This window comes from Microbacterium sp. CR_7, from assembly GCF_041954755.1.
GTDB lineage: Bacteria > Actinomycetota > Actinomycetes > Actinomycetales > Microbacteriaceae > Microbacterium.
This window is the reverse complement of sequence record NZ_JAVAYF010000001.1, coordinates 102,161-128,502: the sequence shown is the minus strand read 5'-3', so window position 1 is coordinate 128,502 and position 26,342 is coordinate 102,161. Positions and strand designations below refer to the sequence as shown.

Here is a 26,342-nt window from a genome sequence, read left to right as displayed (position 1 = left end):
CCGGCCAGACCACAGGCACGAAGGGCGCCGCGACCGAGGTCGCGGCGCCCTTCGTCATGCGGGACGGTGTCAATACCAGATGTCGAGGCCTGGAGCCGGAGTGCTGGTGAAGGCCCGGTCGATCATGGCCACGGCGTCCCCATCCGCCTCGATGCGGCCTGCGCCGTGCAGGGCGGAGGCACGCACCCCACCCGCGTAGAGCGAGGAGAGCGCCGAGACGTCGAGCTCGACATCCGGGGCGCCCGTGTGCGCCGGCTCGACCTGGGCGACCCCGTCGGCGCCGATGATGAGCCGCCAGTCTCCCTCTGCGAAGCCGAGCGGGTCGCGCACGCGGAGCACGAGGTCGAGAGGAGCCGCGTAGCGGCGCGCGGTCAGACAGGCGGCGAGATCCAGGATCCGCAACCACCCGTGGTCGTGCAGCGTCTGCGTGACGCCGCGCTGATCGTGCACGAGCCACGGCAGAGGGTCGTCGACCGGACGCAGGTCCGCCACGACCCGGTCGACCAGGTCGTGTTGCAGGGCGAAACGCCAGAGCGCCGCCGTCGCGTCGGCCGTGTCGGCCACGAGGAGACGGATCTTCAGCGTGTGGCGCCACGCGGCGTCCGTCCCCTCCTCGAGCGTGTAGGCGATCACGCCGCGCACCTCGCCGGACTCGTCGCGATAGCGCACGCCCCGCGCCTTGTCGCGGTCGGTATCGCTCGGAGACAGTCCGGCCATCCCGCCCCACCGAGCGGACCACCCGGGGATCTGGCCCGGGCGCCCGGTACGAGCGCGCTCGTGGACCGCACCCAGCTCGGACGCGAGGGTCTCGCGGTCGACATACTCCAGACGTCCCGGCGCGGCGGGCACCGCCCACCCGGCTCGTCGCGTGTCGATCACGTAGCGCACGACAGGGACGGCGGAACCGAAACCGTACCGGCCGTAGATCGTCGCCTCCGACACGGTGAGTCCCGCGAGCGGCACCCCGGCTGCGGCAGCGGCGCGGAGCTCGCCCTCGAGGAGTGCGCGGGCGATGCCGCGGCGACGGTGGGTCCCGGAGACGGTGACCCCGCTGATCGCCCACATCGGCAGCTCGCCCCCACCCGGGAGCGTCATGGGCGTGACCCAGGAGTCGATCGTGGCCACCGGTCGACCGTCCGGCACCTCGGCGTCGTACACGCCCGTGTTCCGGCGGGACTCGAACGTGGACCGTCCGAACTCGAGCGATTCGGAGGTCGACTCCGGGCCGAGGAATCCGCGCGACACGGCGCGCTGGAACGCCTCGGCCGCCGCCGGATCGCTCACGTCGATCACGCGGTACTCGAGTCCTTCTGCAGACAGGCGTCCGGCGGATGCGGAGTCGGCGGGGATGTCGCGGGCGTCGATGATCGTCATGCCCCCAGCCTATGGGCGGCGACAGACGTCGGCGGGTGCCCAGACCGCGACGAGCTCAGTGCTGAGCGGCCTGTACCTCGCGGAGACGCGCGAACACCTGATCGCGCAGCTCCTCGGGCGCCGTCTCCCTGCACGCCCTGGCGACGACCTCGGTGAGGGTCTTCGCCACGAGCGCCTCGTCCCGGCAGGACGGGCAGTTCTCGAGATGCTCGCGGATCTCCGAGTGCTCGGTCTTGCACACCTCGTTGCGGAGGTACTCCTCCAGATCCTGGCGGGCCTTGTCGCAGCCGCAGTCGCTCATTTCCTGCTCCTCGTGTCGGCCGCGGAGATTCCCCGCTCCGCGGCATAGTCGGCCAGCAACTCGCGAAGCATGCGCCTGCCCCGATGCAGGCGGCTCATCACGGTGCCGATGGGCGTCTTCATGATGTCGGCGATCTCCTGGTAGGCGAAGCCCTCGACGTCCGCGAGGTACACCGCCAGGCGGAAGTCCTCGGGGACCGCCTGCAGGGCGTCCTTCACGACGGATGCGGGCATGTGGTCGATCGCCTCGGCCTCCGCCGACCGGCTGTGCGAGGCGGTCGTCGACTCGGCGCCGCCCAGCTGCCAGTCCTCGAGCTCGTCGATGGTCCCCTGGAACGGCTCCCGCTGCTTCTTGCGGTAGATGTTGATGTACGTGTTCGTGAGGATCCGGTACAGCCAGGCCTTGAGATTCGTGCCCTGCGCGAACGTCGACCAGGATCCGTACGCCTTCACGAACGTCTCCTGCACGAGGTCCGCCGCATCCGCGGGATTGCGCGTCATGCGCATGGCCGCCGCGTAGAGCTGGTCCATGAAGGGCAGCGCCTGCTCCTCGAACTCGCGTCGAGGGTCGCCGACCGTGTCTACCGTCTCGGTGTCATCCATCACCGGCCAGTCTAGGCCGCCGAGGCGCACCGAACCGCGTTCGAGCGTGGCGAGCATTCTCTCTCCTCCTGGGCGAGTCCGCGCCGATCGGTGAGGCGGGGACTCGTTGTTACTAAGGTGGGAACCGATGAGCGCCAACAGGTATTCCCCCTCCCCGGCCCAGGGCTCCTACGCCGCGCCGACGACCGCCGATCCCGTGCGCGCCACGCTCACGATCCCGGGGTCCAAGTCGTTGACGAACCGCGAGCTCATCATCGCCGCGATCGCCGACGGTCCTGGTCGCCTCATCGCCCCGCTGCACTCCGACGACTCGCGACGGATGGTCGACGCGCTGCGGGCCCTGGGCGTCGGGATCGAGGAGGTCGACGGAGACGGCGAGTTCGGCCCCGACCTGGTGGTGACGCCGGCGAAGCTGCGCGGCGGCACCACGATCGACTGCGGTCAGGCCGGCACCGTCATGCGCTTCATCTCGCCGCTGGCGGGCCTGGCCGAGCGGGACGTGCATCTCACCGCGCACGAGACCGCCCTGCACCGCCCGATGGGCGGTCTCATCAGCGCTCTGCGCGACCTGGGTGTCGACATCGACGACGAGGGCACCTGGGCGCTGCCCTTCACGATCCGCGGTCATGGCCGCATCCGCGGCGGACGGGTCGAGATCGACGCCTCCGCGTCCAGTCAGTTCGTCTCCGGCCTTCTACTCGCCGCACCGCGCTTCGACGTCGGCCTGCACCTCGTGCACACCGGCGAGCACCTGCCGAGCCTCCCCCACATCGACATGACGATCGAGGCGCTGAGTCGCCGCGGCATCCGCATCGAGCGACCGGCTACCGGAGAGTGGCTCGTCGAGGCCGGCGTGCCCCGAGCGAAGGAGATAGCGATCGAGCCCGATCTCTCCAACGCCGCCCCCTTCCTCGCGGCAGCCCTCGTCTCGGGCGGCGCCGTCACCGTGACGGGATGGCCCGTGCATTCGACGCAGCCGGGCGCCCTCCTGCCGGAGATCCTGCAGGCGATGGGCGCGCACGTCAGCCGGCACGCGGGTGCACTGACGGTCAAGGCCGGAACCGAGATCCGCGGGCTCGACCTCGATCTGTCCGCCGCGAGCGAGCTGACGCCGACCCTCGTCGGCCTCGCGGCGTTCGCCTCGGGTCCGACGACGATCCGCGGCATCGGACACATCCGCCTGCACGAGACAGACCGCATCGCCGCGTTGATCCGCAACCTGCGCCAACTCGGCGGCGAGGCGGAGGAGCTCCCCGACGGCCTGCGGATCATCCCCCGCGAACTGCACGGCGGCGTGTGGATGGCGCACCACGACCACCGCATGGCGACGACCGGAGCCCTCGTCGGGCTGCGCGTCTCCGGGGTCGAGGTCGACGACATCGGCACCACGGCCAAGACCCTGCCGGAGTTCACCCTCCTCTGGGACAGGATGCTGCGAGGCGCGGCCGCGTGAGCTGGCTCGACGACTCCGACGACCTCGACGACGAGTACGAGGAGTACGACGAGAGCGACATCCGCACGCGCCCCAATCCGAAGGCCAACCGCCCCCGCACGAAGCGCCGACCCGCTCACGAGGACGCGCAGATCGGGCGGGTGCTGGGTGTCGACCGCGGCCGGTACACCGTGATGATCGGCGAGGACTCACCCGAGGAGCGGACCATCACAGCCGCCAGGGCACGGGAGCTCCGGCGCACGCCCATCGTGACCGGCGATCGCGCGCGCGTCGTCGGCGACACCTCCGGGGATGAGGGCACGCTGGGCCGGATCGTGGGCATCGTCGACCGGACGTCGCTGCTGCGGCGGAGCGCCGACGACACCGACCAGGTCGAGCGCGTCATCGTCGCGAACGCCGACCAGATGCTCGTCGTGGTCGCGGCGGCCGACCCGGAGCCGCGGGAGCGCCTCGTCGACCGCTACCTCGTCGCCGCGCTGGACGCCGGCATCCGCCCTCTCCTGGTCGTCACCAAGACCGATCTCGCCGATCCGTCAGGCTTCCTCTCCCACTTCGACGGCCTGGACCTGCGGGTCTTCACGAGCGCCCGCGACGAGATGCCGGTCGACGAGATCGGCGAGGCCCTCGTAGGTCACTCCACCGTGTTCGTCGGCCACTCCGGGGTGGGCAAGTCGACGCTCGTGAACGCGCTCGTGCCGAGCGCTCTCCGCGCGACAGGGCACGTGAACCAGGTGACGGGCCGTGGCCGACACACCTCTTCGTCGACGGTGTCGTTGCGCTACGAGAGCGCTGCCGGTCGGGGCTGGGTCATCGACACCCCCGGCGTCCGCTCCTTCGGTCTCGGACACGTCGACCCCGACAACATCCTCGCCGCGTTCACGGAGCTGGCCACGATCGCCGAACAGTGCCCACGAGGCTGCACGCACCTGCCCGACGCCCCGGACTGCGCGCTGATCGAGGCGGCGGAGCGCGGTGAGCTGAGCGAGACCGGCATGGCACGTCTCGACTCGCTGCAGCGGCTGCTGCAGACCTTCGCCGACAAGGCGGAGCAGGCGCCCGGCCGCTAGGCTGAAGGCGTGACTGAGCGCCTCGACACCGGATCCGCAGCCCCCGATTTCACCCTCGTCGACCAGGACGGGAACGAGGTCTCCCTCGCCGACCTCCGCGGGCACAAGACCGTCCTCTACTTCTACCCGGCGGCGATGACCCCGGGCTGCACCACGCAGGCGTGCGACTTCCGCGACAGCATCTCCTCCCTCGAGGGAGCCGGATACCGCGTCGTCGGCATCTCGCGTGACGAGCCGTCGAAGCTCAGGGCGTTCCGCGAGCGCGACGGCCTCACCTTCACGCTGCTCAGCGACCCCGACCACACCGTGCACACGGCCTACGGCGCGTGGGGAGAGAAGATGAACTACGGCAAGGTCGTCGAAGGCGTCATCCGCTCGACCTTCGTGCTCGACGAGGAGGGCACGATCACACTCGCCCAGTACAACGTCAAGGCCACCGGACACGTGGCTCGACTGCGCAAGCAGCTCGGCGTCGACGCCTGAGCGTCACTCCGTCGGGCGCGCGTGCTCGGCGCGGGCGCTCGCGACGAGCAGCGCGAAGCCGAGCGCCCCTGGCACCCCGACCGCGAGCGTGAAGAGCCACTGCACCGGCTGGATCGCGAGCGACGCGAGCGCGAGCGCGACGGCCAAGACCTGGAACACGATCCCGCCCGAGCGCGCCCAGGAGCGTCCGGCGTTCGCCCCGACCGCGAACGCGATGAGAGCGGCCGCGCCGAGAAGGGTCAGCACGATCAGGGCGAGCGCCGTCGGCAGCGATGCGGCATCCCCGGCGCCGAGGCCGACCAGCTCGATGAGCGCGAAGACGACCAGCGCCAGGCCCTCTAGAGCGAGGACGGCGGCGGCGGCCCGAGCCAGGGCTGGTGAGCGCACGATGTCTCCTGAGAATCGAATGAGAAGCGAAGAAACCCTTGATTTCGCCGGTTTCATGTAACAGAATAGACAGCGTCATGTGCTCCCACAGCGGCGTGGGGCGGGCTTCGTGCCCGCATCACAGAATGCGGGCATCCGTCCGTATCTCAACAGGGTAGCTGAACCCGAACTGCGACCCGAAATCCGAGTCGTCGCGCTGCGACGTCTCACAAGTCCCACACCGAGGAGCCCCCATGGATTGGCGCGACAAAGCCGCCTGCCTGACTGTCGACCCCGAGCTTTTCTTCCCGGTCGGCAACACCGGCCCGGCCGTCGACCAGATCGAGAAGGCGAAGACCGTCTGCGCCACCTGCACGGTCACCGAGATCTGCCTGCAGTACGCCCTCGAGACCAGCCAGGACTCCGGCGTCTGGGGCGGCCTCTCCGAGGACGAGCGCCGAGCCCTCAAGCGCCGCGCGGCTCGCGCCCGCCGCGCCTCCTGATCCCGCGTCGCGCCCCGCGCGATGAGAAACGGCCCGAGACATCGTCTCGGGCCGTTCTCGTGGTCGAGGTCAGGCGGTGAGCCACCGGAGGGGAATGTCGATCACGACTTCCGTCCCCTCCCCCTCGCTCCCGCGCCACTCGATCGAGCCTCCCAGCTCACCCTGGATCAGGGTGCGGATGATCTGCGTGCCCAGGCCCTGGCCGATGCGTCCCTCCGGGAGGCCGTGACCGGTGTCGCGCACCGTGACGCGCAGATTCTCCTCCGTGCGGGCTGCATCGATCTCGACGATGCCCTCCTGCCCCGCGAGGCCGTGCTCGACCGCGTTGGTGACGACCTCCGTGAGCGCGAGGGCGAGCGGGGTCGCGTACTCGCTCGGCAGCACGCCGAAGCGGCCGGTCGACCGCGTGCGCGCCCGGGTGTTGGGCGCTGATGCGACCTCGGCGACGAGCTTGAGCACACGATGGAAGACCTCGTCGAAGTCGACCTTCTGCGTGAGGCCCTGCGCGAGCGTGTCGTGCACGACGGCGATCGCATCGACACGGCGCATGGCCTGCGTGAGCGCGTCCCGCGCCTCGTCCGAGTGTGTGCGACGTGCTTGGATGCGCAGCAGGGACGCGACCGTCTGCAGGTTGTTCTTGACCCGGTGGTGGATCTCGCGGATCGTGGCGTCCTTCGTGATGAGCTCCTGCTCCTGGTGGCGGAGTTCCGAGACGTCACGGCAGAGCACGATCGCACCGATGCGGGTGCCGTGGTCCTTGAGCGGGATGGCGCGCAGCGACACCGTGACCCCGCGCGCCTCGATGTCGGTGCGCCACGGCGCCCGCCCGGTGACGACGACCGGCAGCGACTCGTCCACCTGTCGAGAGGGCGGGACGAGGCGAGTGGTGACCTCCGCCAGCGACTCCCCCTCCAGCTCGTCGTCGAAGCCCATGCGATTGAAGGCCGAGAGGGCGTTGGGACTCGCGAACGTCGTGATGCCGTCGACATCGATGCGGATGAGGCCGTCCGACGCCCGTGGCGCACCGCGACGAGGCGATGTGGGCGCAGCGAGGTCGGGGAAGCTGCCGTCGGCGATCATGCGGAACAGGTCGTTGGCGCATTCGTCGAAGGTGATCTGCTGCCGAGAGGGCGTCCGCGCCTCACCGAGGTTCGTGTGCCGCGTGACGACGCCGATGACGGATGCCGCGCGTCCGGCATCCTTGCGTTCGATGACGATGGGCACGGCGCGCACGCGCGTGGGCGTCTCCTCGAACCAGTCCGGCGATGAGGAGTCGACGATCTCCGCGGAGTCGAACGCTCCCTGCACCTGCGTCCGCCACTGCGGGCGCACACGTTCCCCGACGATGTCTCGGTAGAACAGGGTCGCGGCACCGCTCGGGCGTGCATGGGCGACGGCGATGAAGGAGCCGTCATCGGTCTGCACCCAGACGACGATGTCGGCGGAGGCGAGGTCCGCGAGCAACTGCCCGTCGCCGGCGAGGCGATGCAGCCACTCCACGTCGTTGTCGGTCAGAAGCCCCTGGGCATGGGCGAGATCACTGAGGGTTGACACTCTCCCAGCCTAGAGCGCACCGGCTCAGAGGATGGCCAGAGAGGTCGTGCGCCAGCGCCGATCCAGTCCTTCGAGACGCGCGGCCACGGCGCGGGTGCGCCCCGGTCCTGCGACGACGATGACGGCCTCGACGATGCCGTCGACAGGCTCGGATGTGCGGATGGAGAGGATCTCGAACGTCGGACGGGCCGGAGGCACGCCGCGTGCGCTGCGGGCGCGAGCCGAGAGGTTCGCCCTGGTCACGAGGCTGCGGTATGCCTCTTCGCTGAACCAGCGCGCGAGTTGATCCGCCTCCCTCACTCCGGCGAGCACCTCGAGCACGCCGCGGGTGAGGCTGCGCAGCAACGGGTGGGGATCGGGCAGTTCGGCGCGGGGCGTCGGCTGCGGGCCGAAGTACTCGTGAAGCGACATCTGACAGCACTCTCCATCCGGGAAACTGCCGTCAGTAGAGCACGTGCACGGAGCGCTTTTCGGGGGCCTGCTCGAACAATGTGGATAACTCTTACGGGGCCGGCGGGGTCGCCTACGGTAGTGCGAGTGCACTGGGATCGGCTGTTCGAAGACCTCGAGGGTCAGCTCGCCTCGGAATGGGAGAGCGAGCGGGCCGCACTGGATGCCGAGTCGGAACGCTTGCGCGTCTCACGCCTCACCCTCAGGGATCGGTTGCGAGTCCTGTGCGGGGTCGGCGCGCCGACGGTGATCGACGTCGCCTCCGGAGCTCGCGTGCGCGTCCGGATGCAGGCTCTCGGCGCGGACTGGATCGCCGCCGCGATGGTCGAGGCCGAGGGCGTACGGCGGTCCCCCACCACGAGGATCATCCCGTTGTCCTCGATCCGCTCGCTCGGCGTCGATCACGGCCTGCTCCTCGCGAGTCTCGACGGTGCGGATGCCGGCGCCGCCGCACTCCGTGAGCGCATGTCGCTCGGGTTCGTTCTGCGCGACCTCGCGCGACGACGCATCGCTGTCCGCGTCTTCCGCTCAGACGGCTCCGAGCTGCAGGGCACGATCGATCGTGCGAGCGCGGACCACATGGATCTCGCTCTGCATGACTCGGGCACCGCCCGGACCATCGCCGCCGTGCGCGAGTTCCGCGTCGTTCCCTTCGCGGCGCTGGATTCGGTGCAGATCGTCGGCGATCACGTGCCGTGAGCACGAGAGATGCCCCATACCTCGGGGAAGCTCGCCTCGTTCGCCTGCCGCCACAGCGCCATGCGACGCGCTTCCTCGGACTGCTCGGCGAGATACTCGGCCAGACTCGACTCCTCGACGCGCCAGCGCGCCGGAGATCCGAGACGCGACCCGCGCAGGCGCCCCTGATAGACGAGCTCTATCACCTCGTCCACCTCGATCGAGAGCAGCTCGGCCACCTGCGCCGGCGCGAGGAAGCGCGCGGAAGCAGAAGTCGAGTCGGGCATGCCCCCATTCTCCACCGCCCCCGCGCGTGCTCCGCGAACACCATGTCGCTGTGGATAACTCCTCATCGGCTTCCGACGGATCTGTGAGCATGGCCCGCATGAGATCACCTTCACGACCCCGTCGCGCGTTCTGGGGCGACCTCCGCTTCCTCGTCGGCCTCGGCATGATCGCCGCATCGATCGGCGGTGTCTGGATGGTGGTCTCCTCCGCAGGTGCGACGAGGCCGGTCCTTCAAGCGACGCGCACGATCGTCGAGGGCGAAGCGGTCGGATCCGGTGACTTCCAGGTGGTCGAGGTGAACCTGGGCACCCTCGGCGATCGCTACCTCGCGCCGGAGGATCTGGGCGGCGGCTCTGTGGCATCCCGTACCCTCACCGCCGACGAGCTCGTCCCCGCGTCGGCCCTCGCGGATGCCGACAGCAGGCGTACGACCACGATCGTGATCCGGACGGGCACCGCGGTGCCCGGCGAGGTATCGGTGGGCAGCACGGTCGAGCTGTGGCAGTCCTTCGAGGCGGAGGAGGACGTCGAGGCGGAAGCGCCGAGCATCCTGGTCGGCGCGGCGACCGTCGCGTCGATCGTCGAGGAGCAGAGCGTGCTCGCGTCAGACGAGGCGGGCGTCGAGCTCGTGGTCGACCGTTCAGAGGTGGCCGCCGTCCTCGCGGCCATCGCGCGCGGGGCCGGCCTGTCGATCGTCCCGATCGGCGCCGCCCGATGATGTCCGTCGTCGTCGCGATCCCCGAACCCCGCGCGTCGGAACTCGTCGCCGAACTGAAGCTCGAGGGTGTCGCGGCCGTCGTCGCCGCATCCGACGCTCCCCTGCCCTTGCCCGCGGGCTGCCGCGCGGTGCTCGTCCCGGCGGCGCGCGAAGTACTCACGCCGGGATTCGTGGCGACGTGCGATCGGGCCGGAGTACGCATTCTTCCTGTCGGCGGCCGTGACGGTCGCGTCCTGGGCCGCTACGGTCTGGCGGCGGCGCTCCCGAGCACGGCGAGCGGCTGGGAGGTCGTCGCCGCTCTCGAGACCGACGCGCCGTCGGTAGCGTCGCCCTCCGGAGTCGCCGCGACGTCGCATCGACTCACGGTCGTCTGGGGTCCGCAGGGGGCGCCGGGTCGCACGACCATCGCCATCGAACTGGCCGTCGAGATGGTCCGCCGTGGACGAAGGACGACCCTCATCGATGCGGACACGGTGGCGCCGTCCATCGCGCTCCTGCTCGGCCTCGGAGACGAGTCGCCGGGAATCGCAGCGGCGTGTCGCCGGGCCGAGGCGGGCGCGCTCGACGATGCGGAGCTCGCGCGGCTGGCGACCTCTCTGCCGGCGAGCGGCGGCGCCGTCGACGTGCTCGCCGGCATCAGTCGGCCCGGGCGGTGGGCGGAACTGACATCGAGTCGTCTGCATTCGGCGCTCGTGGCGAGTCGGGTCTGGGCGGAGGAGAGCGTGGTCGACGTGTCAGGGGCCTTCGATGCCGATGACGAAGCGACCTTCGACGTCACGGGTCCCCGACGTCACGCCGCCACGGTCGCAGCGCTCGACGTCGCCGATGTGGTCGTCGCGGTCGCCGCGGGCGACCCGCTCGGCATGAGCCGATTCGTGCGCGATCACGCGGAGCTGAGGCGACTGGCGACGAGGGCGAGGATCCATGTCGTCGTCAACGGAGTGCGCCCCGGACCGCTCGGGATCGATGCCCGCGGGCAGATCCGCACGACGCTCGACCGCTTCGCCGGCATCACGGAGGTCACGTTCCTCCCTTTCGACCAGCGGGCGGCGGACACCGCTCTCCTGCACGCACGTCCGATCGCCGACGTCGCCCCGCGTTCGGCCCTCGCCGCGGCGGTCAGACGCCTGGCCGCGGAGGTCCTACCCCTCGCAGGACCGCCTACTGACGATAGCTCGCGAGGAAGTTCCCGAGCCGCTCGACGGCCTCTGCGAGGACGCGCGGCTCCGGGAGCGTGACGATGCGCAGGTGGTCGGGGGTGGACCAGTTGAAGCCCGTCCCCTGCACGAGCAGGATGTGCTCGGCCACGAGCAGGTCGTAGACGAGCTTCGCGTCGTCGCGGATCTCGTGCACGTTCGGATCGAGGCGGGGGAACGCGTACAGCGCCCCCTGCGGCTTGACGCATGACACTCCGGGGATGGCTTCGAGTCCCTGCCAGGAGATGTCGCGCTGCTCGTGCAGGCGACCCGTCGGCGCGATCAGCGCATCGATCGACTGCACTCCGCTGAGCGCGGCCTGCAGGGCGTGCTGGGCGGGCACGTTGGGGCACAGCCGCGTGGACGCGAGCAGGTTGATGCCTTCGAGGAACCCCTTGGCGTGCGCCTGCGGGCCGGTGATGACCAGCCATCCGGAACGGTACCCGGCGACCCGGTACGTCTTGGAGAGCCCGTTGAACGTCAGGCACAGCAGATCGGGCGCGACCGTCGCGGTCGGGATGTGCACCGCGTCGTCGAAGAGGATGCGGTCGTAGATCTCGTCGGAGAGCAGCAGCAGCTCGTTCTCGCGCGCGATCTGCGCCATTCCCTCGAGGATCTCGCGCGAGTAGACGACGCCGGTGGGGTTGTTCGGGTTGATGATCACCATCGCCTTGGTGCGCGGCGTGATCTTCGAGCGGATGTCCTCGAGGTCGGGCTGCCACCCGTCGTTCTCGTCGCACAGGTAGTGCACCGGCGTGCCGCCGGCGAGGCTCGTCATCGCCGTCCAGAGCGGGTAGTCGGGCGCCGGGATCAGCACTTCGTCGCCCTCGTCGAGGAGGGCCTGCATCGTCATCGTGATGAGCTCGGACACTCCGTTGCCGAGGAACACGTCCTCCGGATCGAACCGCGGGAAACCGTCGATCTCCTCGTACCGGCTCACGACCGCGCGGCGTGCGGACACGATCCCTTTACTGTCGCTGTAGCCGTGCGCCGTGGGAAGCGCCGCGAGCATGTCGTGGACGATCTGATGCGGTGCTTCGAAGCCGAAGATCGCAGGGTTGCCCGTGTTGAGCTTGAGGATCCGGTGGCCCTCCGCTTCGAGCCGCGCCGCCTCGACGAGCGTGTTCCCACGGATCTCGTACAGGACGTTCTTGAGCTTCGACGACTGGTCGAAGTGGCGCGTTGGTGTCATCGGCCAAGCCTACAGCGACGAGAGGAGGGCCAATCCTCACGGACTGGCCCTCCTCTCGACGGCGATCTCGACCGGGCGCTACTTCTTCTTCTTGGCCTGCGCGCGCCGCTCCTCGCGGTTGCCCGCGGGCTGTGCGGCCGCGGCATCCGTCCGCTGACCGAAAGCGCCGCGCGGTGCCTCCTGCGCCGGGGTCTCCTGCTGCGGAGCCTGCGCCCGGGCCGCGGCCTGACGCAGACGATCGGTGGCGGCCTGCTGCACCTGTCCTCGGTCGTTGCGCACCTCGACCTCTCCGGCGTCGTTCGCAGCGGAGTACTCGAGGCGCTGCTCGGCAGCCCCGTCCGCGAGGCCCTTGGCCTCGACCTCGGCGGTCTCGGAGTCGCCCGCCCGGCGCACCTCGACCTCGAGGTTGTAGAGGTAGCCGACCGACTCCTCCTTGATCTGCCCCATCATCGACTGGAACATGGCGTAGCCCTCGCGCTGGTACTCGATCAGCGGGTCGCGCTGCGCCATGGCGCGCAGGCCGATGCCGTCCTTGAGGTAGTCCATCTCGTACAGGTGGTCGCGCCAGCGGCGGTCCAGCACCTGCAGCACCACGCGACGCTCGAGCTCGCGGGTCGCGGCCTCGCCGAGGGACTCCTCGCGCGCCTCGTAGGCGATCTTCGCATCCGACAGCAGCTCGCGGGTGAGCCCGTCTGCGGTGATGCCGCCCTTGCGTCCGGCCGCCTCCGACACGACCTCGTCGATGGTCACGCTGACCGGGTAGAGCGTCTTGAGCTCGGTCCAGAGAGCGTCGAAATCCCAGCTCTCGTTGTGACCCTCGCCGGTGTGGTCGCGGACGACGCCGCTGATCGCATCCTCGATGAAGTGCTGGACGCGGTCGGCGATGTCGTCGCCCTGGAGGATGTGACGGCGGTCGGCGTAGATGGCCTCGCGCTGGCGGTTGAGGACATCGTCGTATTTGAGGACGTTCTTGCGCATCTCGGCGTTGCGCGCCTCGACCTGCGACTGCGCGCTGCGGATGGCCCGCGACACGAGTCCCGACTCGATCGGCACGTCGTCGGGGAAGTTCGTGCGCGAGAGGATGGCCTCGGCTGCGCCCGACTGGAAGAGACGCATGAGGTCGTCCGTGAGGCTGAGGTAGAAGCGGCTCTCACCGGGGTCTCCCTGACGACCGGAGCGGCCTCGGAGCTGGTTGTCGATGCGCCGCGACTCGTGCCGCTCGGTGCCGAGCACATAGAGCCCGCCCGCCTCGATGACCTTCTCGGCCTCCTCCGCGACGACGGCCTTCATCGCCTCGTAGGTCTCGTCCCACGCGACCTCGTACTCCTCGGGCGTCTCGACGGGATCGAGGCCCTTGCTCTTGAGCTCCTGCACCGCGAGGAACTCGGCGTTGCCGCCGAGCATGATGTCGGTTCCACGGCCGGCCATGTTGGTGGCGACCGTGACGGCCCCGAGGCGACCCGCGCGCGCGACGATCTCGGCCTCGCGAGCGTGGTTCTTCGCGTTCAGCACCTCGTGCTTGACGCCCTTCTTCGCGAGCAGCCGCGACAGGTACTCGCTCTTCTCGACGCTCACGGTTCCCACGAGCACGGGCTGCCCCTGCGCGTGCCGCTCGGCGATGTCCTCCACGACCTGCGCGAACTTGGCCGTCTCGTTCTTGTAGACGAGGTCCGACTGGTCCTTGCGGATCATCGGCTTGTTCGTCGGGATCGGGATGACGCCGAGCTTATACGTCGACATGAACTCGGCTGCCTCGGTCTCGGCCGTGCCCGTCATGCCCGCGAGCTTGTCGTACAGGCGGAAGTAGTTCTGCAGCGTGACCGTCGCGAGGGTCTGGTTCTCAGCCTTGACCGGCACGCCCTCCTTGGCCTCGATGGCCTGGTGGATGCCCTCGTTGTAGCGACGACCGACGAGGATTCGACCGGTGTGCTCGTCGACGATCATGACCTCGTCGTTCATCACGACGTAGTCGGTGTCCTTCTTGAACAGGGCCAGCGCCTTGATCGAGTTGTTGAGGAACGAGATCAGCGGAGTGTTCGCCGACTCGTACAGGTTGTCGATGCCGAGGTAGTCCTCGACCTTCTCGATGCCGGGCTCGAGCACGCCGACCGTGCGCTTCTTCTCGTCGACCTCGTAGTCCTCCCCCGCCTCGAGCGTGCGTGCGATCTTCGCGAACTCGGCGAACCAGCGGTTGGCCTCGCCGGACGACGGACCGGAGATGATGAGCGGCGTCCTCGCCTCGTCGATGAGGATCGAGTCGACCTCGTCGACGATCGCGAAGAAGTGGTCGCGCTGGACCAGGTCCTCCTTGCGCCACGCCATGTTGTCGCGAAGGTAGTCGAAACCGAACTCGTTGTTCGTGCCGTAGGTGATGTCGCACGCGTACTGCTCACGCCGCACGGCGGGGGTCTGGCCGGAGACGATGATGCCCGTGCTCATCCCGAGCGCGCGGTAGACGCGGCCCATGAGCTCCGCCTGGTAGCTCGCGAGGAAGTCGTTGACGGTGATGACGTGCACGCCCTTGCCCGCGATGGCGTTGAGGTAGGCCGGGAAGGTGGCGACAAGGGTCTTTCCCTCACCGGTCTTCATCTCGGCGATGTTGCCGAGGTGGAGGGCGGCGCCGCCCATGATCTGGACGTCGTAGGCGCGCATGCCGAGGGTCCGCCTGGCGGCCTCTCGCACCGCCGCGAACGCCTCAGGCATGAGCTGGTCGAGCGTCTCGCCCTTCTCGTAGCGAGCGCGGAGCTCGGTCGTCTCGTTGCGCAGCTCGTCGTCGGTGAGCTTGGAGATGTCCTCTTCCAGCGCGTTCACGGCTTTCACCACCTGGTTCAGGCGGCGGATGACCCGCCCCTCGCCGGCGCGCAGCAGCTTCTCAAGAGGATTGGCCACAGATGTCATCTCCCTGTCGATGGGTCCTCGCGGCACCGCACATCGGGCGCGCACAAGGCATACGTTGTCATGTTACCGGCCCGTGACCTGCACGTCGCCTGCGAGGTGCGGTTGCGGCGGGTTTCCGGGTATGTATATTGGTCGCGAGCCCAGGAGGTCCCATGTCCGTGCGTCAGAGCCTGCTCGCGATCCTCGCGCAGGGGCCGTGCTACGGCTATCAGCTGCGCCATGAGTTCGCGCGTCGCACCGGTGCCGTGTGGCCGCTCAACGTCGGACAGATCTACAACACACTCGAACGTCTCGAGCGCGACGGTCTCGTCAGCCGAGACGAAGCCGACGCGCAGGGCCACGTCTACTGGGAGATCACGCCGGCCGGCGCCGCCGAGGTCGCTCTCTGGCTCGCCGGTCCGGTCGAACGGCCCGTCGCCCCGCGCGACGAGCTCGCGATCAAGGTCGCACTCGCGGCGACGCTTCCCGGCGCCGACGCCGCCTCTGTGATCCAGGCCGAGCACGCGGCGGTCGAGGCACGTCTGGCGGAGCTGCGCCGTATCCGCTCGATCCGCGACGACCACGGCCCCGAGGACCTCGCGCACTCGCTCGTACTGGACTCGATGATCTTCGCCGCAGAGGCTGAGTCGCGATGGCTCGAGCACGCCGGCGCGCGTCTGGCCGAGCATCCTCAGCACGCGCTGGCACTCGCGCTCGACGTCGATCGCCCCAAACGCGGCCGCCCTGGGCGTGTCGAGAGGGAGGCCCTCGTCTGATCGCCGTTCGCCTGGAGCGGATGCACAGCCACCCGAGATGCCCGGGAAACTAGGATCTGAGTCATGGCTGGAATATGGGGCAGACGCAAGCGCGAACAGGAAGAACTCGCCGCACAGGATGCCGATCTGGCACGTCGTGCCGAGCAGGCTCTCGTCGCGGCCGACGAGCGCATCCGCACGACCTCGGACGAGCTGGTGTTCGCCGAGGCCGAGCTCGGCGATTCGCTCACGAGCGACCTCCGCACGGCCCTCGCGGCGGTGCGCACGCATCTGCGCGAGGCGTTCCAGCTGCACCAGCTGAACCACGACGAGATCCCGGATACGCCGGAGGAGCTGCGCACGCGCAATGCCCGCATCGTGCAGCTGTGCGACTGGGCGCAGGACCTGCTCGACGAGAAGACGGGAGATCTCGCGGAGTCGGTCGCGAAGGTGCGGCGGGCTCCCGAGATCATCGCACAGGTGCGAGCGGATGCCGCAGCGCTGAGCGAGCGCATCCCGCAGACGAACGCGACCGTCGCCCGGCTCTCGAGCCGGTACTCCGAATCGGCGATGCACCAGATCACCGCGAGTGCCGCCGAGGCGGAGCAGCTCATCGCGTTCGCCACGCACGGCGCCGACGTCTCGGAGCGGCGCCGAGCGGCGAAGCAGAACGAGGAGGCGAACCTCGCCCTGGAGACCGCGACGGAGGCGACCCGCCGCGCTTCGGCTCTGCTCGACGCCGTGGAGGACTTCGAGATCGAGGCGCTCCGCGCCGAGTCGACTCTCGCCGAGGTCGTCGCCGACTCCCGCTCCGACCTGATCGCCGCGCGTACCGCTCCGCAGGTCCCGGCCGTCGCCGCCGCTGTGAGCGACCTCCAGAAAGCGCTCAGCGCCCTCTCCCCCGCCGGCTCCCCCGGGGACCCCTTCGCGGAGCTGTCGCAGCTGCGGGCGGCGAACACCGCGCTCGACGACGCGATCGCCACCGCCCGCCACCGCGCGGAGCACCCGCTCCCCAGCATCCAGCAGGTGCAGCACGCGATCGACGACGCCGACCGTCAGCTCGGCGTGGCCCGCGGCCTCATCGCAGGGCATCGCGGCTGGATCGGCGCCGACGCCCGCACCCGCCTCGCCGAGGCCGAGCGTCTGCGCGTCGACCTCTCCGACCTGCTGCCAGCGGAGGAGACGAGAGAGCAGGCTCTCGCCGGGGCGCGTCGGGTGGCGCACCTCGCCTCCGAGGCGCTTCAGCTCGCGCAGCGCGACATCGACTCCTCCCGCCCGCAGGATCAGTGGGGCGGCAACGGCTGGGGCGGCGGTGGCGGCTGGGGCGGCGGTCGCCGTGGCGGCGGCGGAGGAGACATCGCGTCCGGCATCCTCGGCGGGCTCGTGATCGGCGGCCTGCTCGACGGCATGTTCGACTGATCGCGCGCACCCGCGCACGCGAAGACGGCCCGCTCCTTCCGGAGCGGGCCGTCTTCGCGTGTTCCCGGTCTACGAGGCGAGGGCCTCCGCGGGCGGTGCAGACGTCTCGAGCGCGATCACGCCGTAGTCCCAGCCCTTGCGGCGATAGACGACGCTGGGGTGGTCGGTGCGGGCGTCGACAAAGAGGAAGAAGTCGTGGCCGACGAGCTCCATCCGGTCGACCGCCTCCTCGACGGTCATCCACTCGGGATCGAAGCTCTTGGTGCGGATCACGACCGGCGAGTAGACCTCGTCCTCGTCGTTCTGCACAGGGATGCTGCCTGTCGCCACCGCTCGGAGCACGTCAGCCGAGGCGGGCTGCACGTCGATCCCTTCGAGCGCGCCGCTCTCCTTCTCGAAATGAGGGCCGCGCGGGTGCTGGCGGCCGTCTACCCGCTTCTCCTTCGCTCGACGCAGCTGCTCCGCCATCTTGTCGACAGCGAGGTCGAACGCGACGAACTTGTCACCGTCGGTGGCTTCGGCACGGACGACGGGTCCTTTGCCGATCAGCGTCAGCTCGACGGTCTCATCGGGAACGCGTCCATTGCGATACACGCGATGCGTGACCTTCACGTCCAGCCGTTGCGCTCGCGCTGCGAACGTCTGGATCTTGGCGATCTTCTCCTCGACAACGGTTCGGAAGCGATCGGTGATACCCACTCCGACGCCGACGATGCTCGTTTCCATTGCTGCCTCCTTGTCCCGGTCCACCCGGCCAAGGGCGGACCGTGGTCGCCTTGTGACCCCCCACCGTAGTCCGGTCGGGAGCGGATGTCACGGGTCAGTTCCGCCGTGTCGTCGATGGATCCGATGTGAATGCGCTGTGCCTCCCGTGAAGAGGTGTGGCCGCCAGAGTGACCGCAGCCACCACCTCGAATCCTGCCCGGTCGAGCACGAGAGACGCCTCGTCGATGGTCGCGCCGGTGGTGACGACATCGTCGACCAGGATGACGCGGGCTCCCGCGCCCTGGAAGCGAGCGCGCACGCTCCCCTCCGCGTTCCGGGCACGCGCGGAGACGTCGAGCCCGCGCTGATCGCGCCGAGCGTGCGCGGCGGACAGTGCCCGCAGCGGGCGCACACCCGCGCGTCGGATCAGCAGCTCTGGCACGCGGTAGCCACGACGCCGGAAGGCTGCTCCGGAGGTGGGAACCGGCACCATCGAAACAGCCGATCCTGCGACGGACGGCAGAACGACGGCGAGCGCCGTGCCCAGCGGACGTGCGAGCAGGGTCTCACCGTCGTCCTTCATCCGTCGGATGCAGCGAGCGGCGACCCCCTCGTAGGTGAGCGCCGCACGCACCACGCGTCCCTGCGGCGTGCGCACATCCACAGGCGAAGCCTGGAGCCGACCCCTGCACGGGTCGCACAGGAGCGTGCCCGGCTCGTCGCAGCCGGGGCACGTCGCGGCCAGGAGAAAGGCGAGCGCCTCCCGTCCGAGGGCGCGGATGCCGGTCGGGGAGACGGTGGGATCGGTCATCCGCCGATCATGACGCAGCCTGCGTCTCGTCATCGCACCGGACTCCGCAAACGGTCGAAGCCTGTGGACCGTTCCTGTCCTGCCACCTCTGTGCAGAGGTGGCAGGAGAGTCGTCCGCGCTCAGTGGCCTGCTCGAGTCGCGAGCAGCTGCACTCCCGTCGTCGCCTGGCTCCAGGCCGACCCGCTGCGGGCGAAGACCGCGCCGTCGGAGCTCAGGATCCTCAGGCCCGATGCAGAACGCGATCCCGCGATCGTGGCCGCTCCCGCCGGCGCCGATTCGACGGTTCCCGTTCCACCGACGATCTGCGTCAAGACGATCCGGTCGTCGGTGTCCGCGAGCACGGCGAGCCGGTCCGGGCCGAGCCACACCAGGCCGGATGCCGAGCCCTGCAGCTGCGTGATCTCCTCGGTCGGCCCGAGCGCCGTGGGAACGCCGTTCTCGTCTCGGACGATCGCGGAGACGACGATCCAGCGCTCTCCGCCGACGACGATCACGGCCGCGATGCGAGCCCCGTCCGCCGAGACGCGGATCGCCGAGACCTCGGACGCCCCGGGCCACGCGTCGGCGATCGGATTCTGCGCGACGTCGACGCTGATGGCCTGCAGAGCGGATGGCGCAGTGGCGGGGACGGACCACGTGTAGTCGAACGGATCCATCGACGGACGGATGAGGGACGGACGTTGATCGAGTTCGTCGAAGTTCCCGTTGCCCGCGATGTAGATGTGTCCGTCGCCCAGCTGGACGGCGGCGTGCGACCCATCGAGCGCGACGTCGACCGCAGTAATGGGCTGCGTGATGGCGAGGATCTCGTCCGAGACCCCGGGCAGCGGCGTCACCTCTCCGCCGACCAGGTTGCCGAACGCGCCGTCCTTGAGAACGAGGCTCCCCCCGTCGGGCGGGTCCTCGGCGAGTTTGACGACACCGGCGTCGAGAGTGCGTCCGTCGATGCTGAATCGCACCTGACTCACCTGCACCCCCGCCGCGAGGAACGTCTCCTGCAGCTGCGTGCGCATGCGGGCGAGGGTGACCTGGTCCAGGCCGGAGGCCGCGCCGTTCAGCGCGACGTCGGCGACCTGTTCGGAGTCGATCGGCACGGCGTCGCGCGCGAGCTGCACGCCCGCGGGGAACGCGTTCTGCACAGCCGGATCGAGCCACGGGCTCGGTGCGCCGCCGATCAGCGCCTGCGCGATGGTCGTCGCGATCGTGGCACGTCGCGGGAACCACCGCACGTCGGGAACGAGGCGCTCCCAGGTCTGGTCGAAGAACTGCAGCGCGTAGTCGTCGTAGACGCGGGAGAAGCGGGACTCGTCGAGGACGACGCCGTCCGGCGCCTCGGAGATGCGCCACTGCCCGTCGATCCGCACGACGACGAACGACGAGGTGGAGGCTCCGAACGCCTCGGAGTACGCACCGGTGCCGTCGACGCTCGCCAGCTGATCGAACGTCACGCGGACATCGGCCGTGTCGCCCTCGTCCACTTCCCCGTCGTCCTCGACGGTCGAGATGAACGAGCGCGTCGCGGCGCTGACGTCGATCGACACTCCGGTGGTCGGCAGCCACTCCGACGCCATCTCCGGCGTCATGAAGCTCCGAGCCGTCGCCCAGTTGTCGGCCGGCGTGATCGCCGCCTCCACGAAACCCTCGACGATCTCGGCTGGCCCGGCGCCCTCGACCGGCCCGGACGCGAGCGGCAGGAAGTCGGGGTCCTCGGGAGAGGTACCGAGCGCGAGTCCCGGCTGGACATCGCCGGTCGTGGGCAGGCCGGTGCACGCCGCAAGAGCGAGGACCGTGGCGGTGACAGCGAGGGCCAGGAGGTTCCGTCGACGAGCCGATCTCATTCGAGGCTCCCTCGGTCGAACAGCTCGGCGGGAAGGTCGGCGAGATGGATGGGCTGCGTCGCGTCCCCCATACCGGCAAGCGGCTGGGGTTCGACGGGGATCGGAGACGGACCGTCGAGCACCTCACCCCGCGGTATGGTCAGGACGAAGTTCGTACCGACGCCGAGCTCCGACCAGACGGCGAGGGTCCCGCCGTGCAGCGTGGCGTCGCCGAGGGCGATCGAGAGTCCGAGTCCGGTGCCGCCGATCGTCCGCTGCCGCGACGGGTCGGCGCGCCAGAAGCGGTCGAAGACGCGCTCGGCATCCGCGGGATCCATCCCGAGTCCGAAGTCGCGCACGCCGGCGGCCACCGCATGCTGGTTGCTGTCGACGGTGACGATGATCGGGCGTCCCTCGCCGTGCTCGATCGCGTTGCCGATGAGGTTGCGCAGCACGCGGCGCACGCGGCGCGGATCCATGTCGACGGGCGAGTACCCGCCGGGCGCGACGAGCCGCAGCTCGCTGCCACGACCGTCCGCGAGCGGCTGCATCTGCTCGATGATGTCCTCGGCGAGATGGGCGAGGCTCGTGGCCTCGAGCTCGAGCTGCACGGAGCCGGCGTCGTACCGACTGATCTCGAGGAGGTCCGACAGGAGGGTCTCGAAGCGCTGCACCTGCGTGTGCAGGAGCTCCGTGGTCCGCGCCGTGGTCGGGTCGAACTCCTCGCGCTGGTCGTTGAGCATGTCGGCGGCGAGGCGGATCGTGGTGAGAGGCGTCCGCAGCTCGTGCGACACATCGGACACGAACCGCTGCTGCACGAGCGACAGCTCTCCGAGCTCCTTGATCTGCGCTTCGATGCTGTCGGCCATCGCGTTGAACGATCGACCGAGCGTCGCGATCTCATCCTCGCCGTGCACGTCGATCCGCACTCCGAGATCACCGGACGCGAGACGCGCGCTCGTCTCGGCGGCCTCGACGATAGGCGTCGACACCAGTCGCAGCACGATCGAGGAGATGACCGCGACGATGGCCACCAGACCGATCCCGGCGATCCACAGCGTGCGCTGCACGAAGGTGAGGGTGCTGTCCGCATCGGCGAAGTCATACGCGAAGTAGATGGCGAAGGGGCCGGCTTCCGGCACCTGCAGCTGCTGCCCGACGATCACACCCGGCACAGTGCGTCCGCCGAGATCGATCGCCGCCGACTGCCAGGACTGCCAGTCGTCGAACTCGATGACACGGTTGCGCAGGGCGGGGCTGATGAAGTTCGCGCTGAGACCGGCGGTGAAGCCGTTGAGCGGTCCGGCGACGTCGTCGTTCACGCGGAAGCCTGCGAGTCCCTCGGCCGTAGAGTTGCGACCGAGATCCTCCTGCACGCTGTCCCACAGCTCCTGCAGGGCAGCCGGATTGTCTCCGAGCGCGGCCGAGTCGAGCGTCGCCTGCGCCTGGTCGATCGAACGCCGGGCATCCTCGAGAGCCTGGTTCTTGCGGGACTCGAAGAGATCGTTCTGGATGACGAGGGCCATCGTCACGCAGGTGATGAGGATCGCGGTCGAGGTGAGGAGCAGCGTGATCGCCAGCGTCCGGAACCGCAGCGAGCGTCGCCACAGGGCGGCGAGCACGTCGGGCCACCCTCGCCAGTCGCGGAGGACGGCGACCGCGGTGGTGGTCGCTGTCGTCGCAGCCACGGGTCCTAGCCCGCACTCCCGGCACGGTAGCCGACACCGCGCACCGTCATCACGATCTTCGGGTTGTCCGGATCGAGCTCGACCTTGGCCCGCAGCCGCTGCACGTGCACGTTCACGAGCCGTGTGTCGGCCTTGTAGTGGTACCCCCAGACCTGCTCCAGGAGCATCTCGCGGGAGAAGACCTGCTGCGGCTTGGAGGCGAGGGCGACGAGCAGCTGGAACTCGAGCGGTGTCAGAGCGATCGGGGAATCTCCGCGGCGCACCTCGTGGGCGTCGACATCGACCGTGAGATCTCCCACCCGCAGCTGCTCGCCCACGGTCGATGGGGCCGGACGCAGTCGGGTACGGATGCGGGCGACGAGCTCCTTCGGGTTGAAGGGCTTGACGATGTAGTCGTCTGCGCCCACCTCGAGTCCACGCACGACATCGGCCGTGTCGCTGCGCGCGGTGAGCATGATGATCGGCACGCCGGATTCCGCGCGGATGCGGGTGCAGATCTCGATGCCGTCCATGCCGGGCAGCATCAGGTCTAGCAGCACCAGATCCGGGCGCTGTGTGCGCCATTCCTCGACAGCCTTGGCGCCGTCGGCGCAGAACACCGGCTCGAAGCCCTCCGTGCGCAGCACGATGCCGATCATCTCGGCGAGCGCGGTGTCGTCGTCGACCACAAGGATGCGTGAGGTCATAACTGTTACCTTATGGCACTCAGTCCCACGACTCCGCGTCTGCGCGCGCGACGTGTGTTATGACACGATGGGAGCGCACGACGGAGGGAGTGCCGGTGACCGGCCAGACGTGGACCCCAGCCCCCAAGCGGGGCATCATCCCCCTGCATCCGCTCACGTTCGGGATGCTGCTCGGCCGATCGTTCTCGGCGCTGCGCCACAACCCGAAAGTGCTCTTCGGTTTCGGCGTCGTGATCCAGCTGATCGTCGTCGTGCTCAGCGCGGTGGTCATGGGGTTCGTCTTCGCGACCACCTTCGCACGGCTCGAGTCGCTCTCTCCCTCTTCACCGGACTTCGAGGCGGTGCTCGCCGGCACGATCGGCATGAACCTCGTCGCCGGCATCGCGGTCGGGTTAGCGTCGATCGCCTTCACGGCCCTCATGCAGGGTGTGGTGGCCGCCGAGATCGGCAACGCCGCCATCGGCGTCAAGGCCTCCCTCGGTGCGCTGTGGAAGAAGATGCTCCCGGCGTTCTGTCGGCTCGCGGCGTTCGCCTCGCTCTCCGTGGCGTTCGTCTTCGGCATCATCGTGATCGCCTTCCTCATCATCGCCGGGTTCATCGCCGGCGGGCTCGGCGGATCGATGGAGGCGATCGGCGGACTGGTCGTGCTGCTGATCCTGCTCGTGCTCGCCACCATCCCGCTCGTGGTCTGGCTCACCACCAAGCTGCTGCTCGTGCCGTCGATCCTGGTGCTCGAGCGCGCGAAGTTCCGGGATGCACTCATGCGCTCCTGGCGTCTGACGCGCGGGCGGTTCTGGGTCGCCTGGGGAGTCACCTTCCTCATCGGCGCGATCATGGGCCTCGCGATGCAGGTGGTGAACATCCCCGTTGCGCTGCTCAGCTCGATGCTCGGGACGGTGATCGCACCGACGGGCTCGACCGACCCATCGGCGATCCTGGGCTTCGTCTTCGCCCTCCTCGCCCCGCAGATCCTCCTTCTCGTGCTGCAGGCGATCACCCTCGTGGTGCAGAGCACTGCGGGCACGCTCGTGTACCTCGACTGCCGCATGCGGTACGAGGGTCTCGATCAGGCGCTGATCAGTCATGTCGAGCGCCGTGACCTCGGCTGGACCGACGAACAGCTCAGCGACCCGTTCGTCGTCGACCCCGGACGCGCGGTGACGAGCGCTCCGCCGCCCAAGCAGGTGCCGGAGTGGGCGATGAACGCGCAGTACCCGGCGGCCGCGTATCCCGCACAGCCCTATGCTGCGCAGCCCTACCCTGCACAGCCCTACCCCGCACAGCCCTACCCCGCACAGCCCGCTGCTGCGGCACCTCAGCCGACCTACCCCGCTCCGCCCTATGCCGGACAGGAGTTCCCCGCGCCGCCAGCCTTCGGCGCTCCTCCCGCACCCCCTGCACCTCCGGCTCCGCCCGCAGCATCCCCTCCGCCCGCGGCGCCGCAGACCGACGACAGCTCGACCTGGGCTGCCCCCGGCTCGGGGCCGCACGGACCCGCATGATCGCTCTCCTCGACGTGTTCGCCCCGGACGGCGACGACGCCAGGCGCTGGGCGGAGGAAGAGCTCGCCGACCCACGGTACGCCGACGCCAAGCCGACGTGGTTCGACCTGGTGTCGCGAGACATCGGACGCTTCCTCGCGGATCTCTTCAGCTCGGACAACGGGCAGAACATCGGGCCCACCGCGCTGATCGTCGTCTGCGTCGTCGTGTTCGCCGCTCTGGTGGCCGCGCTCATCATCTGGGGCAGGCCGCGCCGCGGACGCGCCGTGCGGCGTCCGATCACAGGCCTCCTCGGCGCCGAGGACGATCGCTCGGCATCCCAGCTCCGAGCGGATGCCGAGCGCGCCGCCCGATCCGGCGATTGGGACACGGCGACCGTCCTGCGCTTCCGAGCCCTGGCACGCGGTCTCCTGGAGCGGGATCTCATCGACCCCTCGCCCGGCGCGACAGCGCAGGCGATCGCCCGTGAGGTCTCACGGGTCTTCACCGCCGAGGCCGACGCCGTCCGCCGAGCGGCGACGTCGTTCGACGACGTCCGCTACCTGCGGCATCCGGCGACTGCGGAGAGCTATGCCGAGCTCGCGGCGACGGACGACCGGCTGATCGCGCTCCGACCCGAGCTGGCGACGGCATGACGACGGCGACCGAACAGCAGCCGACGTCGACGGCGGACCGACCGGATCCGCGACGACGCCTGAAGGCCGTGATCGGGTGGGTCGTCGTCGCGGCTCTGGTGCTCCTCGGCGTCTTCGTCGCGACGCAGGTGGCCACCCAGATGCCGGGCGGCCGCGGCGGACTCGACCCGGAGGGCGTCGGCGATTCCGGTACGCGAGCGCTCGCCGAGCTGCTGCGCGATCAGGGTGTCGAGATCGAGGTGGTGCGCTCGCGCTCCGAAGTGCGTGCCGCGCTCGATTCCGATTCCACCCTCGCGATGGCGAATCCGTACACGCTCACCGACGAGGGAGTCGCCGACCTCATCGAGCCGGCCGACCGCGTCGTCTTCCTCTCCGCCAGCACCCACCTCATCGCCTTCCTCGGTCTGGGCGACAACGCGACCGCCGACTCGACCGAGGTCGAGGCCGACTGCGACGCGGCCGAGTTCGCGCGCGTGGGCACCATCCGCCCCGACCGCGTCTTCGCCCCGGCCCCCGGGGTGCAGGGCTGCTTCGGCACCGAGGATGCCGCCGCGGTGCTCGTCGGAGAGGTCGACGGTCAGATGCGGACCGTGGTCGAGGGAGCGCGGCTGTTCAGCAACGCGTACCTCGCCGAGAACGGCAACGCGGCCCTCGGGCTCGCACTGCTGGGGCAGAGCGACAAGGTCGTCTGGTACGTGCCCAGCTTCGCCGACACCGACATCGAGGCGGCCGAGCCGGACACCCTCGGATCGCTCACTCCGGGGTGGGTGACCCCGGCGATCCTGATGCTGATGCTCGCCGCCCTCGCCGCAGGCCTGTGGCGCGGGCAGCGCTTCGGCCCGCTCGTCGCCGAGACGCTGCCCGTCACGGTCCGGGCCTCGGAGACGATGCTGGGACGCGCACGGCTCACCGCCAAGGCCGGCGACGCCGCCCACGCCGCCGAGGCGATCCGCGACGGGAGTCGACGGCGGCTCGCCCGCCGGCTGGGACTCGCCGTGCAGGCGAGCGCCGACGAGGTGGCCGACGCCGCATCCGACCGGCTCCGCATCCCCCGCGGCTCGCTGCAGAGTCTCCTCGGTGGCCCGCTCCCGACGGATGACGCCGGGCTCGTCGATCTGGCCCGCCGCCTGAGCGAGCTCGAGGGAGCCGTCGACGACACCCTCCGCGAGATGCGGAGACCCGAGTGAACGACTTCTCCCCGCCCCCGACCACACCGAATCC

At 69.7% G+C, this 26,342-nt stretch carries 26 protein-coding genes; 12 read left to right on the top strand and 14 right to left on the bottom strand.

Going from position 1 to position 26,342, the window contains the following annotated elements; translation table 11 throughout:
* Positions 1–69: 69 nt before the first annotated feature.
* Genes RAC81_RS00560 through RAC81_RS00550 form a run of 3 tightly spaced genes read right to left on the bottom strand, consistent with a single transcriptional unit; the run spans position 70 to position 2,334 of the window.
* Positions 70–1,374, bottom strand: a complete 1,305-nt coding sequence (locus RAC81_RS00560; protein ID WP_375080489.1) for a GNAT family N-acetyltransferase — start codon at positions 1,372–1,374, stop codon at positions 70–72.
* 55 nt (positions 1,375–1,429) lie between these two features.
* Positions 1,430–1,675: a zf-HC2 domain-containing protein gene (locus tag RAC81_RS00555; RefSeq protein ID WP_096714735.1), complete on the bottom strand. Its 246-nt coding sequence runs from the start codon at positions 1,673–1,675 to the stop codon at positions 1,430–1,432.
* Entirely contained in the window at positions 1,672–2,334 is a 663-nt protein-coding gene (locus RAC81_RS00550) for a sigma-70 family RNA polymerase sigma factor (protein WP_096714736.1), read from the bottom strand. The genes RAC81_RS00555 and RAC81_RS00550 overlap by 4 nt, the downstream gene beginning before the upstream one ends.
* A gap of 70 nt (positions 2,335–2,404) precedes the next feature.
* Here RAC81_RS00550 and aroA point away from each other — a divergent pair, with 70 nt between their 5' ends.
* Genes aroA through bcp form a run of 3 tightly spaced genes read left to right on the top strand, consistent with a single transcriptional unit; the run spans position 2,405 to position 5,280 of the window.
* Positions 2,405–3,730 (top strand): 3-phosphoshikimate 1-carboxyvinyltransferase, encoded by a 1,326-nt coding sequence (aroA, locus tag RAC81_RS00545; RefSeq protein ID WP_375080488.1) that lies wholly within the window; start codon positions 2,405–2,407, stop codon positions 3,728–3,730.
* Positions 3,727–4,797: a ribosome small subunit-dependent GTPase A gene (gene rsgA / locus RAC81_RS00540; protein ID WP_375080487.1), complete on the top strand. Its 1,071-nt coding sequence runs from the start codon at positions 3,727–3,729 to the stop codon at positions 4,795–4,797. Before aroA ends, rsgA begins: the two co-directional genes overlap by 4 nt.
* A gap of 9 nt (positions 4,798–4,806) precedes the next feature.
* Positions 4,807–5,280 carry a thioredoxin-dependent thiol peroxidase gene (bcp, locus tag RAC81_RS00535; protein ID WP_375080486.1) on the top strand — a complete coding sequence of 158 codons (474 nt, stop codon included), beginning with the start codon at positions 4,807–4,809 and terminating at the stop codon, positions 5,278–5,280.
* Between the two features lie 3 nt (positions 5,281–5,283).
* On the opposite strand, the gene RAC81_RS00530 is transcribed toward bcp, so the two are convergent.
* Positions 5,284–5,667 carry a hypothetical protein gene (locus RAC81_RS00530; RefSeq protein WP_375080485.1) on the bottom strand — a complete coding sequence of 128 codons (384 nt, stop codon included), beginning with the start codon at positions 5,665–5,667 and terminating at the stop codon, positions 5,284–5,286.
* A 233-nt stretch (positions 5,668–5,900) separates the two neighbouring features.
* On the opposite strand from RAC81_RS00530, the gene RAC81_RS00525 reads away from it, so the two are divergent.
* On the top strand, positions 5,901–6,149 hold the full coding sequence (locus RAC81_RS00525) for a WhiB family transcriptional regulator (RefSeq protein ID WP_017203224.1): 249 nt from the start codon (positions 5,901–5,903) through the stop codon (positions 6,147–6,149).
* A 69-nt stretch (positions 6,150–6,218) separates the two neighbouring features.
* Here the strand turns inward: RAC81_RS00525 and RAC81_RS00520 are convergent, their stop codons facing one another.
* Together RAC81_RS00520 and RAC81_RS00515 are read right to left on the bottom strand one after the other, a co-directional pair.
* The gene (locus RAC81_RS00520; RefSeq protein WP_251585664.1) at positions 6,219–7,703 is read right to left on the bottom strand and encodes a PAS domain-containing sensor histidine kinase; all 1,485 of its coding nucleotides are present in this window, start codon (positions 7,701–7,703) and stop codon (positions 6,219–6,221) included.
* 24 nt (positions 7,704–7,727) lie between these two features.
* Positions 7,728–8,114, bottom strand: a complete 387-nt coding sequence (locus RAC81_RS00515) for an Rv3235 family protein (RefSeq protein WP_375080484.1) — start codon at positions 8,112–8,114, stop codon at positions 7,728–7,730.
* Positions 8,115–8,240: 126 nt separating this feature from the next.
* Between RAC81_RS00515 and RAC81_RS00510 the strand changes: the two genes are divergently transcribed.
* Positions 8,241–8,852 (top strand): hypothetical protein, encoded by a 612-nt coding sequence (locus RAC81_RS00510; protein ID WP_375080483.1) that lies wholly within the window; start codon positions 8,241–8,243, stop codon positions 8,850–8,852.
* On the opposite strand, the gene RAC81_RS00505 is transcribed toward RAC81_RS00510, so the two are convergent.
* Positions 8,840–9,118, bottom strand: a complete 279-nt coding sequence (locus RAC81_RS00505; protein WP_375080482.1) for a helix-turn-helix domain-containing protein — start codon at positions 9,116–9,118, stop codon at positions 8,840–8,842. The genes RAC81_RS00510 and RAC81_RS00505 overlap by 13 nt on opposite strands.
* Positions 9,119–9,216: 98 nt before the next feature.
* On the opposite strand from RAC81_RS00505, the gene RAC81_RS00500 reads away from it, so the two are divergent.
* Both RAC81_RS00500 and RAC81_RS00495 read left to right on the top strand, forming a co-directional pair.
* A complete protein-coding gene (locus tag RAC81_RS00500) occupies positions 9,217–9,837 on the top strand; it encodes an SAF domain-containing protein (RefSeq protein ID WP_375080481.1) in 621 nt (206 codons plus the stop codon).
* Positions 9,834–11,075, top strand: a complete 1,242-nt coding sequence (locus RAC81_RS00495) for a CpaE family protein (RefSeq protein ID WP_375080480.1) — start codon at positions 9,834–9,836, stop codon at positions 11,073–11,075. The genes RAC81_RS00500 and RAC81_RS00495 overlap by 4 nt, the downstream gene beginning before the upstream one ends.
* On the opposite strand, the gene RAC81_RS00490 is transcribed toward RAC81_RS00495, so the two are convergent.
* Both RAC81_RS00490 and secA read right to left on the bottom strand, forming a co-directional pair.
* The gene (locus RAC81_RS00490; protein WP_375080479.1) at positions 10,999–12,225 is read right to left on the bottom strand and encodes a pyridoxal phosphate-dependent aminotransferase; all 1,227 of its coding nucleotides are present in this window, start codon (positions 12,223–12,225) and stop codon (positions 10,999–11,001) included. The two genes, RAC81_RS00495 and RAC81_RS00490, sit on opposite strands and share 77 nt — an antisense overlap.
* 78 nt (positions 12,226–12,303) lie before the next feature.
* Positions 12,304–15,114 carry a preprotein translocase subunit SecA gene (gene secA, locus RAC81_RS00485; protein WP_375080478.1) on the bottom strand — a complete coding sequence of 937 codons (2,811 nt, stop codon included), beginning with the start codon at positions 15,112–15,114 and terminating at the stop codon, positions 12,304–12,306.
* A gap of 161 nt (positions 15,115–15,275) precedes the next feature.
* Between secA and RAC81_RS00480 the strand changes: the two genes are divergently transcribed.
* Complete coding sequence (locus RAC81_RS00480) at positions 15,276–15,878, top strand: PadR family transcriptional regulator (protein ID WP_375080477.1); 603 nt, start codon at positions 15,276–15,278, stop codon at positions 15,876–15,878.
* Between the two features lie 63 nt (positions 15,879–15,941).
* Complete coding sequence (locus tag RAC81_RS00475) at positions 15,942–17,276, top strand: hypothetical protein (protein ID WP_375080476.1); 1,335 nt, start codon at positions 15,942–15,944, stop codon at positions 17,274–17,276.
* A 69-nt stretch (positions 17,277–17,345) separates the two neighbouring features.
* On the opposite strand, the gene hpf is transcribed toward RAC81_RS00475, so the two are convergent.
* From hpf to mtrA, 5 genes are all read right to left on the bottom strand, one after another.
* Positions 17,346–18,002 (bottom strand): ribosome hibernation-promoting factor, HPF/YfiA family, encoded by a 657-nt coding sequence (gene hpf, locus RAC81_RS00470; RefSeq protein WP_096714749.1) that lies wholly within the window; start codon positions 18,000–18,002, stop codon positions 17,346–17,348.
* Between the two features lie 94 nt (positions 18,003–18,096).
* Positions 18,097–18,792 carry a ComF family protein gene (locus tag RAC81_RS00465; protein ID WP_375080475.1) on the bottom strand — a complete coding sequence of 232 codons (696 nt, stop codon included), beginning with the start codon at positions 18,790–18,792 and terminating at the stop codon, positions 18,097–18,099.
* A gap of 120 nt (positions 18,793–18,912) precedes the next feature.
* Positions 18,913–20,631, bottom strand: coding sequence for an LpqB family beta-propeller domain-containing protein (locus RAC81_RS00460; RefSeq protein ID WP_375080474.1), 1,719 nt, complete (start codon positions 20,629–20,631; stop codon positions 18,913–18,915).
* The gene (gene mtrB, locus RAC81_RS00455) at positions 20,628–22,298 is read right to left on the bottom strand and encodes an MtrAB system histidine kinase MtrB (RefSeq protein ID WP_375080473.1); all 1,671 of its coding nucleotides are present in this window, start codon (positions 22,296–22,298) and stop codon (positions 20,628–20,630) included. The genes RAC81_RS00460 and mtrB overlap by 4 nt, the downstream gene beginning before the upstream one ends.
* Positions 22,299–22,303: 5 nt before the next feature.
* Positions 22,304–22,984: an MtrAB system response regulator MtrA gene (mtrA, locus tag RAC81_RS00450; RefSeq protein WP_375080472.1), complete on the bottom strand. Its 681-nt coding sequence runs from the start codon at positions 22,982–22,984 to the stop codon at positions 22,304–22,306.
* Positions 22,985–23,079: 95 nt separating this feature from the next.
* On the opposite strand from mtrA, the gene RAC81_RS00445 reads away from it, so the two are divergent.
* From RAC81_RS00445 to RAC81_RS00435, 3 genes are read left to right on the top strand one after another with little or no spacing between them, the layout of a single operon-like run.
* Positions 23,080–24,486 (top strand): glycerophosphoryl diester phosphodiesterase membrane domain-containing protein, encoded by a 1,407-nt coding sequence (locus RAC81_RS00445; protein ID WP_375080471.1) that lies wholly within the window; start codon positions 23,080–23,082, stop codon positions 24,484–24,486.
* Positions 24,483–25,121 carry a DUF4129 domain-containing protein gene (locus RAC81_RS00440; protein WP_375080469.1) on the top strand — a complete coding sequence of 213 codons (639 nt, stop codon included), beginning with the start codon at positions 24,483–24,485 and terminating at the stop codon, positions 25,119–25,121. Before RAC81_RS00445 ends, RAC81_RS00440 begins: the two co-directional genes overlap by 4 nt.
* A complete protein-coding gene (locus tag RAC81_RS00435) occupies positions 25,118–26,308 on the top strand; it encodes a DUF4350 domain-containing protein (RefSeq protein ID WP_375080468.1) in 1,191 nt (396 codons plus the stop codon). Before RAC81_RS00440 ends, RAC81_RS00435 begins: the two co-directional genes overlap by 4 nt.
* Positions 26,309–26,342: the final 34 nt, after the last annotated feature.

What these genes read in the sequence shown, in the direction of transcription:
- RAC81_RS00560 (WP_375080489.1), bottom strand. Translation starts at nt 1,374, where the DNA reads ATGACGATCATCGACGCCCGCGACATCCCCGCCGACTCCGCATCCGCC.
- RAC81_RS00555 (WP_096714735.1), bottom strand. Translation starts at nt 1,675, where the DNA reads ATGAGCGACTGCGGCTGCGACAAGGCCCGCCAGGATCTGGAGGAGTAC.
- RAC81_RS00550 (WP_096714736.1), bottom strand. Translation starts at nt 2,334, where the DNA reads ATGCTCGCCACGCTCGAACGCGGTTCGGTGCGCCTCGGCGGCCTAGAC.
- aroA (WP_375080488.1), top strand. Translation starts at nt 2,405, where the DNA reads ATGAGCGCCAACAGGTATTCCCCCTCCCCGGCCCAGGGCTCCTACGCC.
- RAC81_RS00525 (WP_017203224.1), top strand. Translation starts at nt 5,901, where the DNA reads ATGGATTGGCGCGACAAAGCCGCCTGCCTGACTGTCGACCCCGAGCTT.
- RAC81_RS00515 (WP_375080484.1), bottom strand. Translation starts at nt 8,114, where the DNA reads ATGTCGCTTCACGAGTACTTCGGCCCGCAGCCGACGCCCCGCGCCGAA.
- RAC81_RS00505 (WP_375080482.1), bottom strand. Translation starts at nt 9,118, where the DNA reads ATGCCCGACTCGACTTCTGCTTCCGCGCGCTTCCTCGCGCCGGCGCAG.
- RAC81_RS00500 (WP_375080481.1), top strand. Translation starts at nt 9,217, where the DNA reads ATGAGATCACCTTCACGACCCCGTCGCGCGTTCTGGGGCGACCTCCGC.
- RAC81_RS00495 (WP_375080480.1), top strand. Translation starts at nt 9,834, where the DNA reads ATGATGTCCGTCGTCGTCGCGATCCCCGAACCCCGCGCGTCGGAACTC.
- RAC81_RS00490 (WP_375080479.1), bottom strand. Translation starts at nt 12,225, where the DNA reads ATGACACCAACGCGCCACTTCGACCAGTCGTCGAAGCTCAAGAACGTC.
- RAC81_RS00480 (WP_375080477.1), top strand. Translation starts at nt 15,276, where the DNA reads ATGTCCGTGCGTCAGAGCCTGCTCGCGATCCTCGCGCAGGGGCCGTGC.
- RAC81_RS00475 (WP_375080476.1), top strand. Translation starts at nt 15,942, where the DNA reads ATGGCTGGAATATGGGGCAGACGCAAGCGCGAACAGGAAGAACTCGCC.
- hpf (WP_096714749.1), bottom strand. Translation starts at nt 18,002, where the DNA reads ATGGAAACGAGCATCGTCGGCGTCGGAGTGGGTATCACCGATCGCTTC.
- RAC81_RS00465 (WP_375080475.1), bottom strand. Translation starts at nt 18,792, where the DNA reads ATGACCGATCCCACCGTCTCCCCGACCGGCATCCGCGCCCTCGGACGG.
- RAC81_RS00460 (WP_375080474.1), bottom strand. Translation starts at nt 20,631, where the DNA reads ATGAGATCGGCTCGTCGACGGAACCTCCTGGCCCTCGCTGTCACCGCC.
- mtrA (WP_375080472.1), bottom strand. Translation starts at nt 22,984, where the DNA reads ATGACCTCACGCATCCTTGTGGTCGACGACGACACCGCGCTCGCCGAG.
- RAC81_RS00440 (WP_375080469.1), top strand. Translation starts at nt 24,483, where the DNA reads ATGATCGCTCTCCTCGACGTGTTCGCCCCGGACGGCGACGACGCCAGG.
- RAC81_RS00435 (WP_375080468.1), top strand. Translation starts at nt 25,118, where the DNA reads ATGACGACGGCGACCGAACAGCAGCCGACGTCGACGGCGGACCGACCG.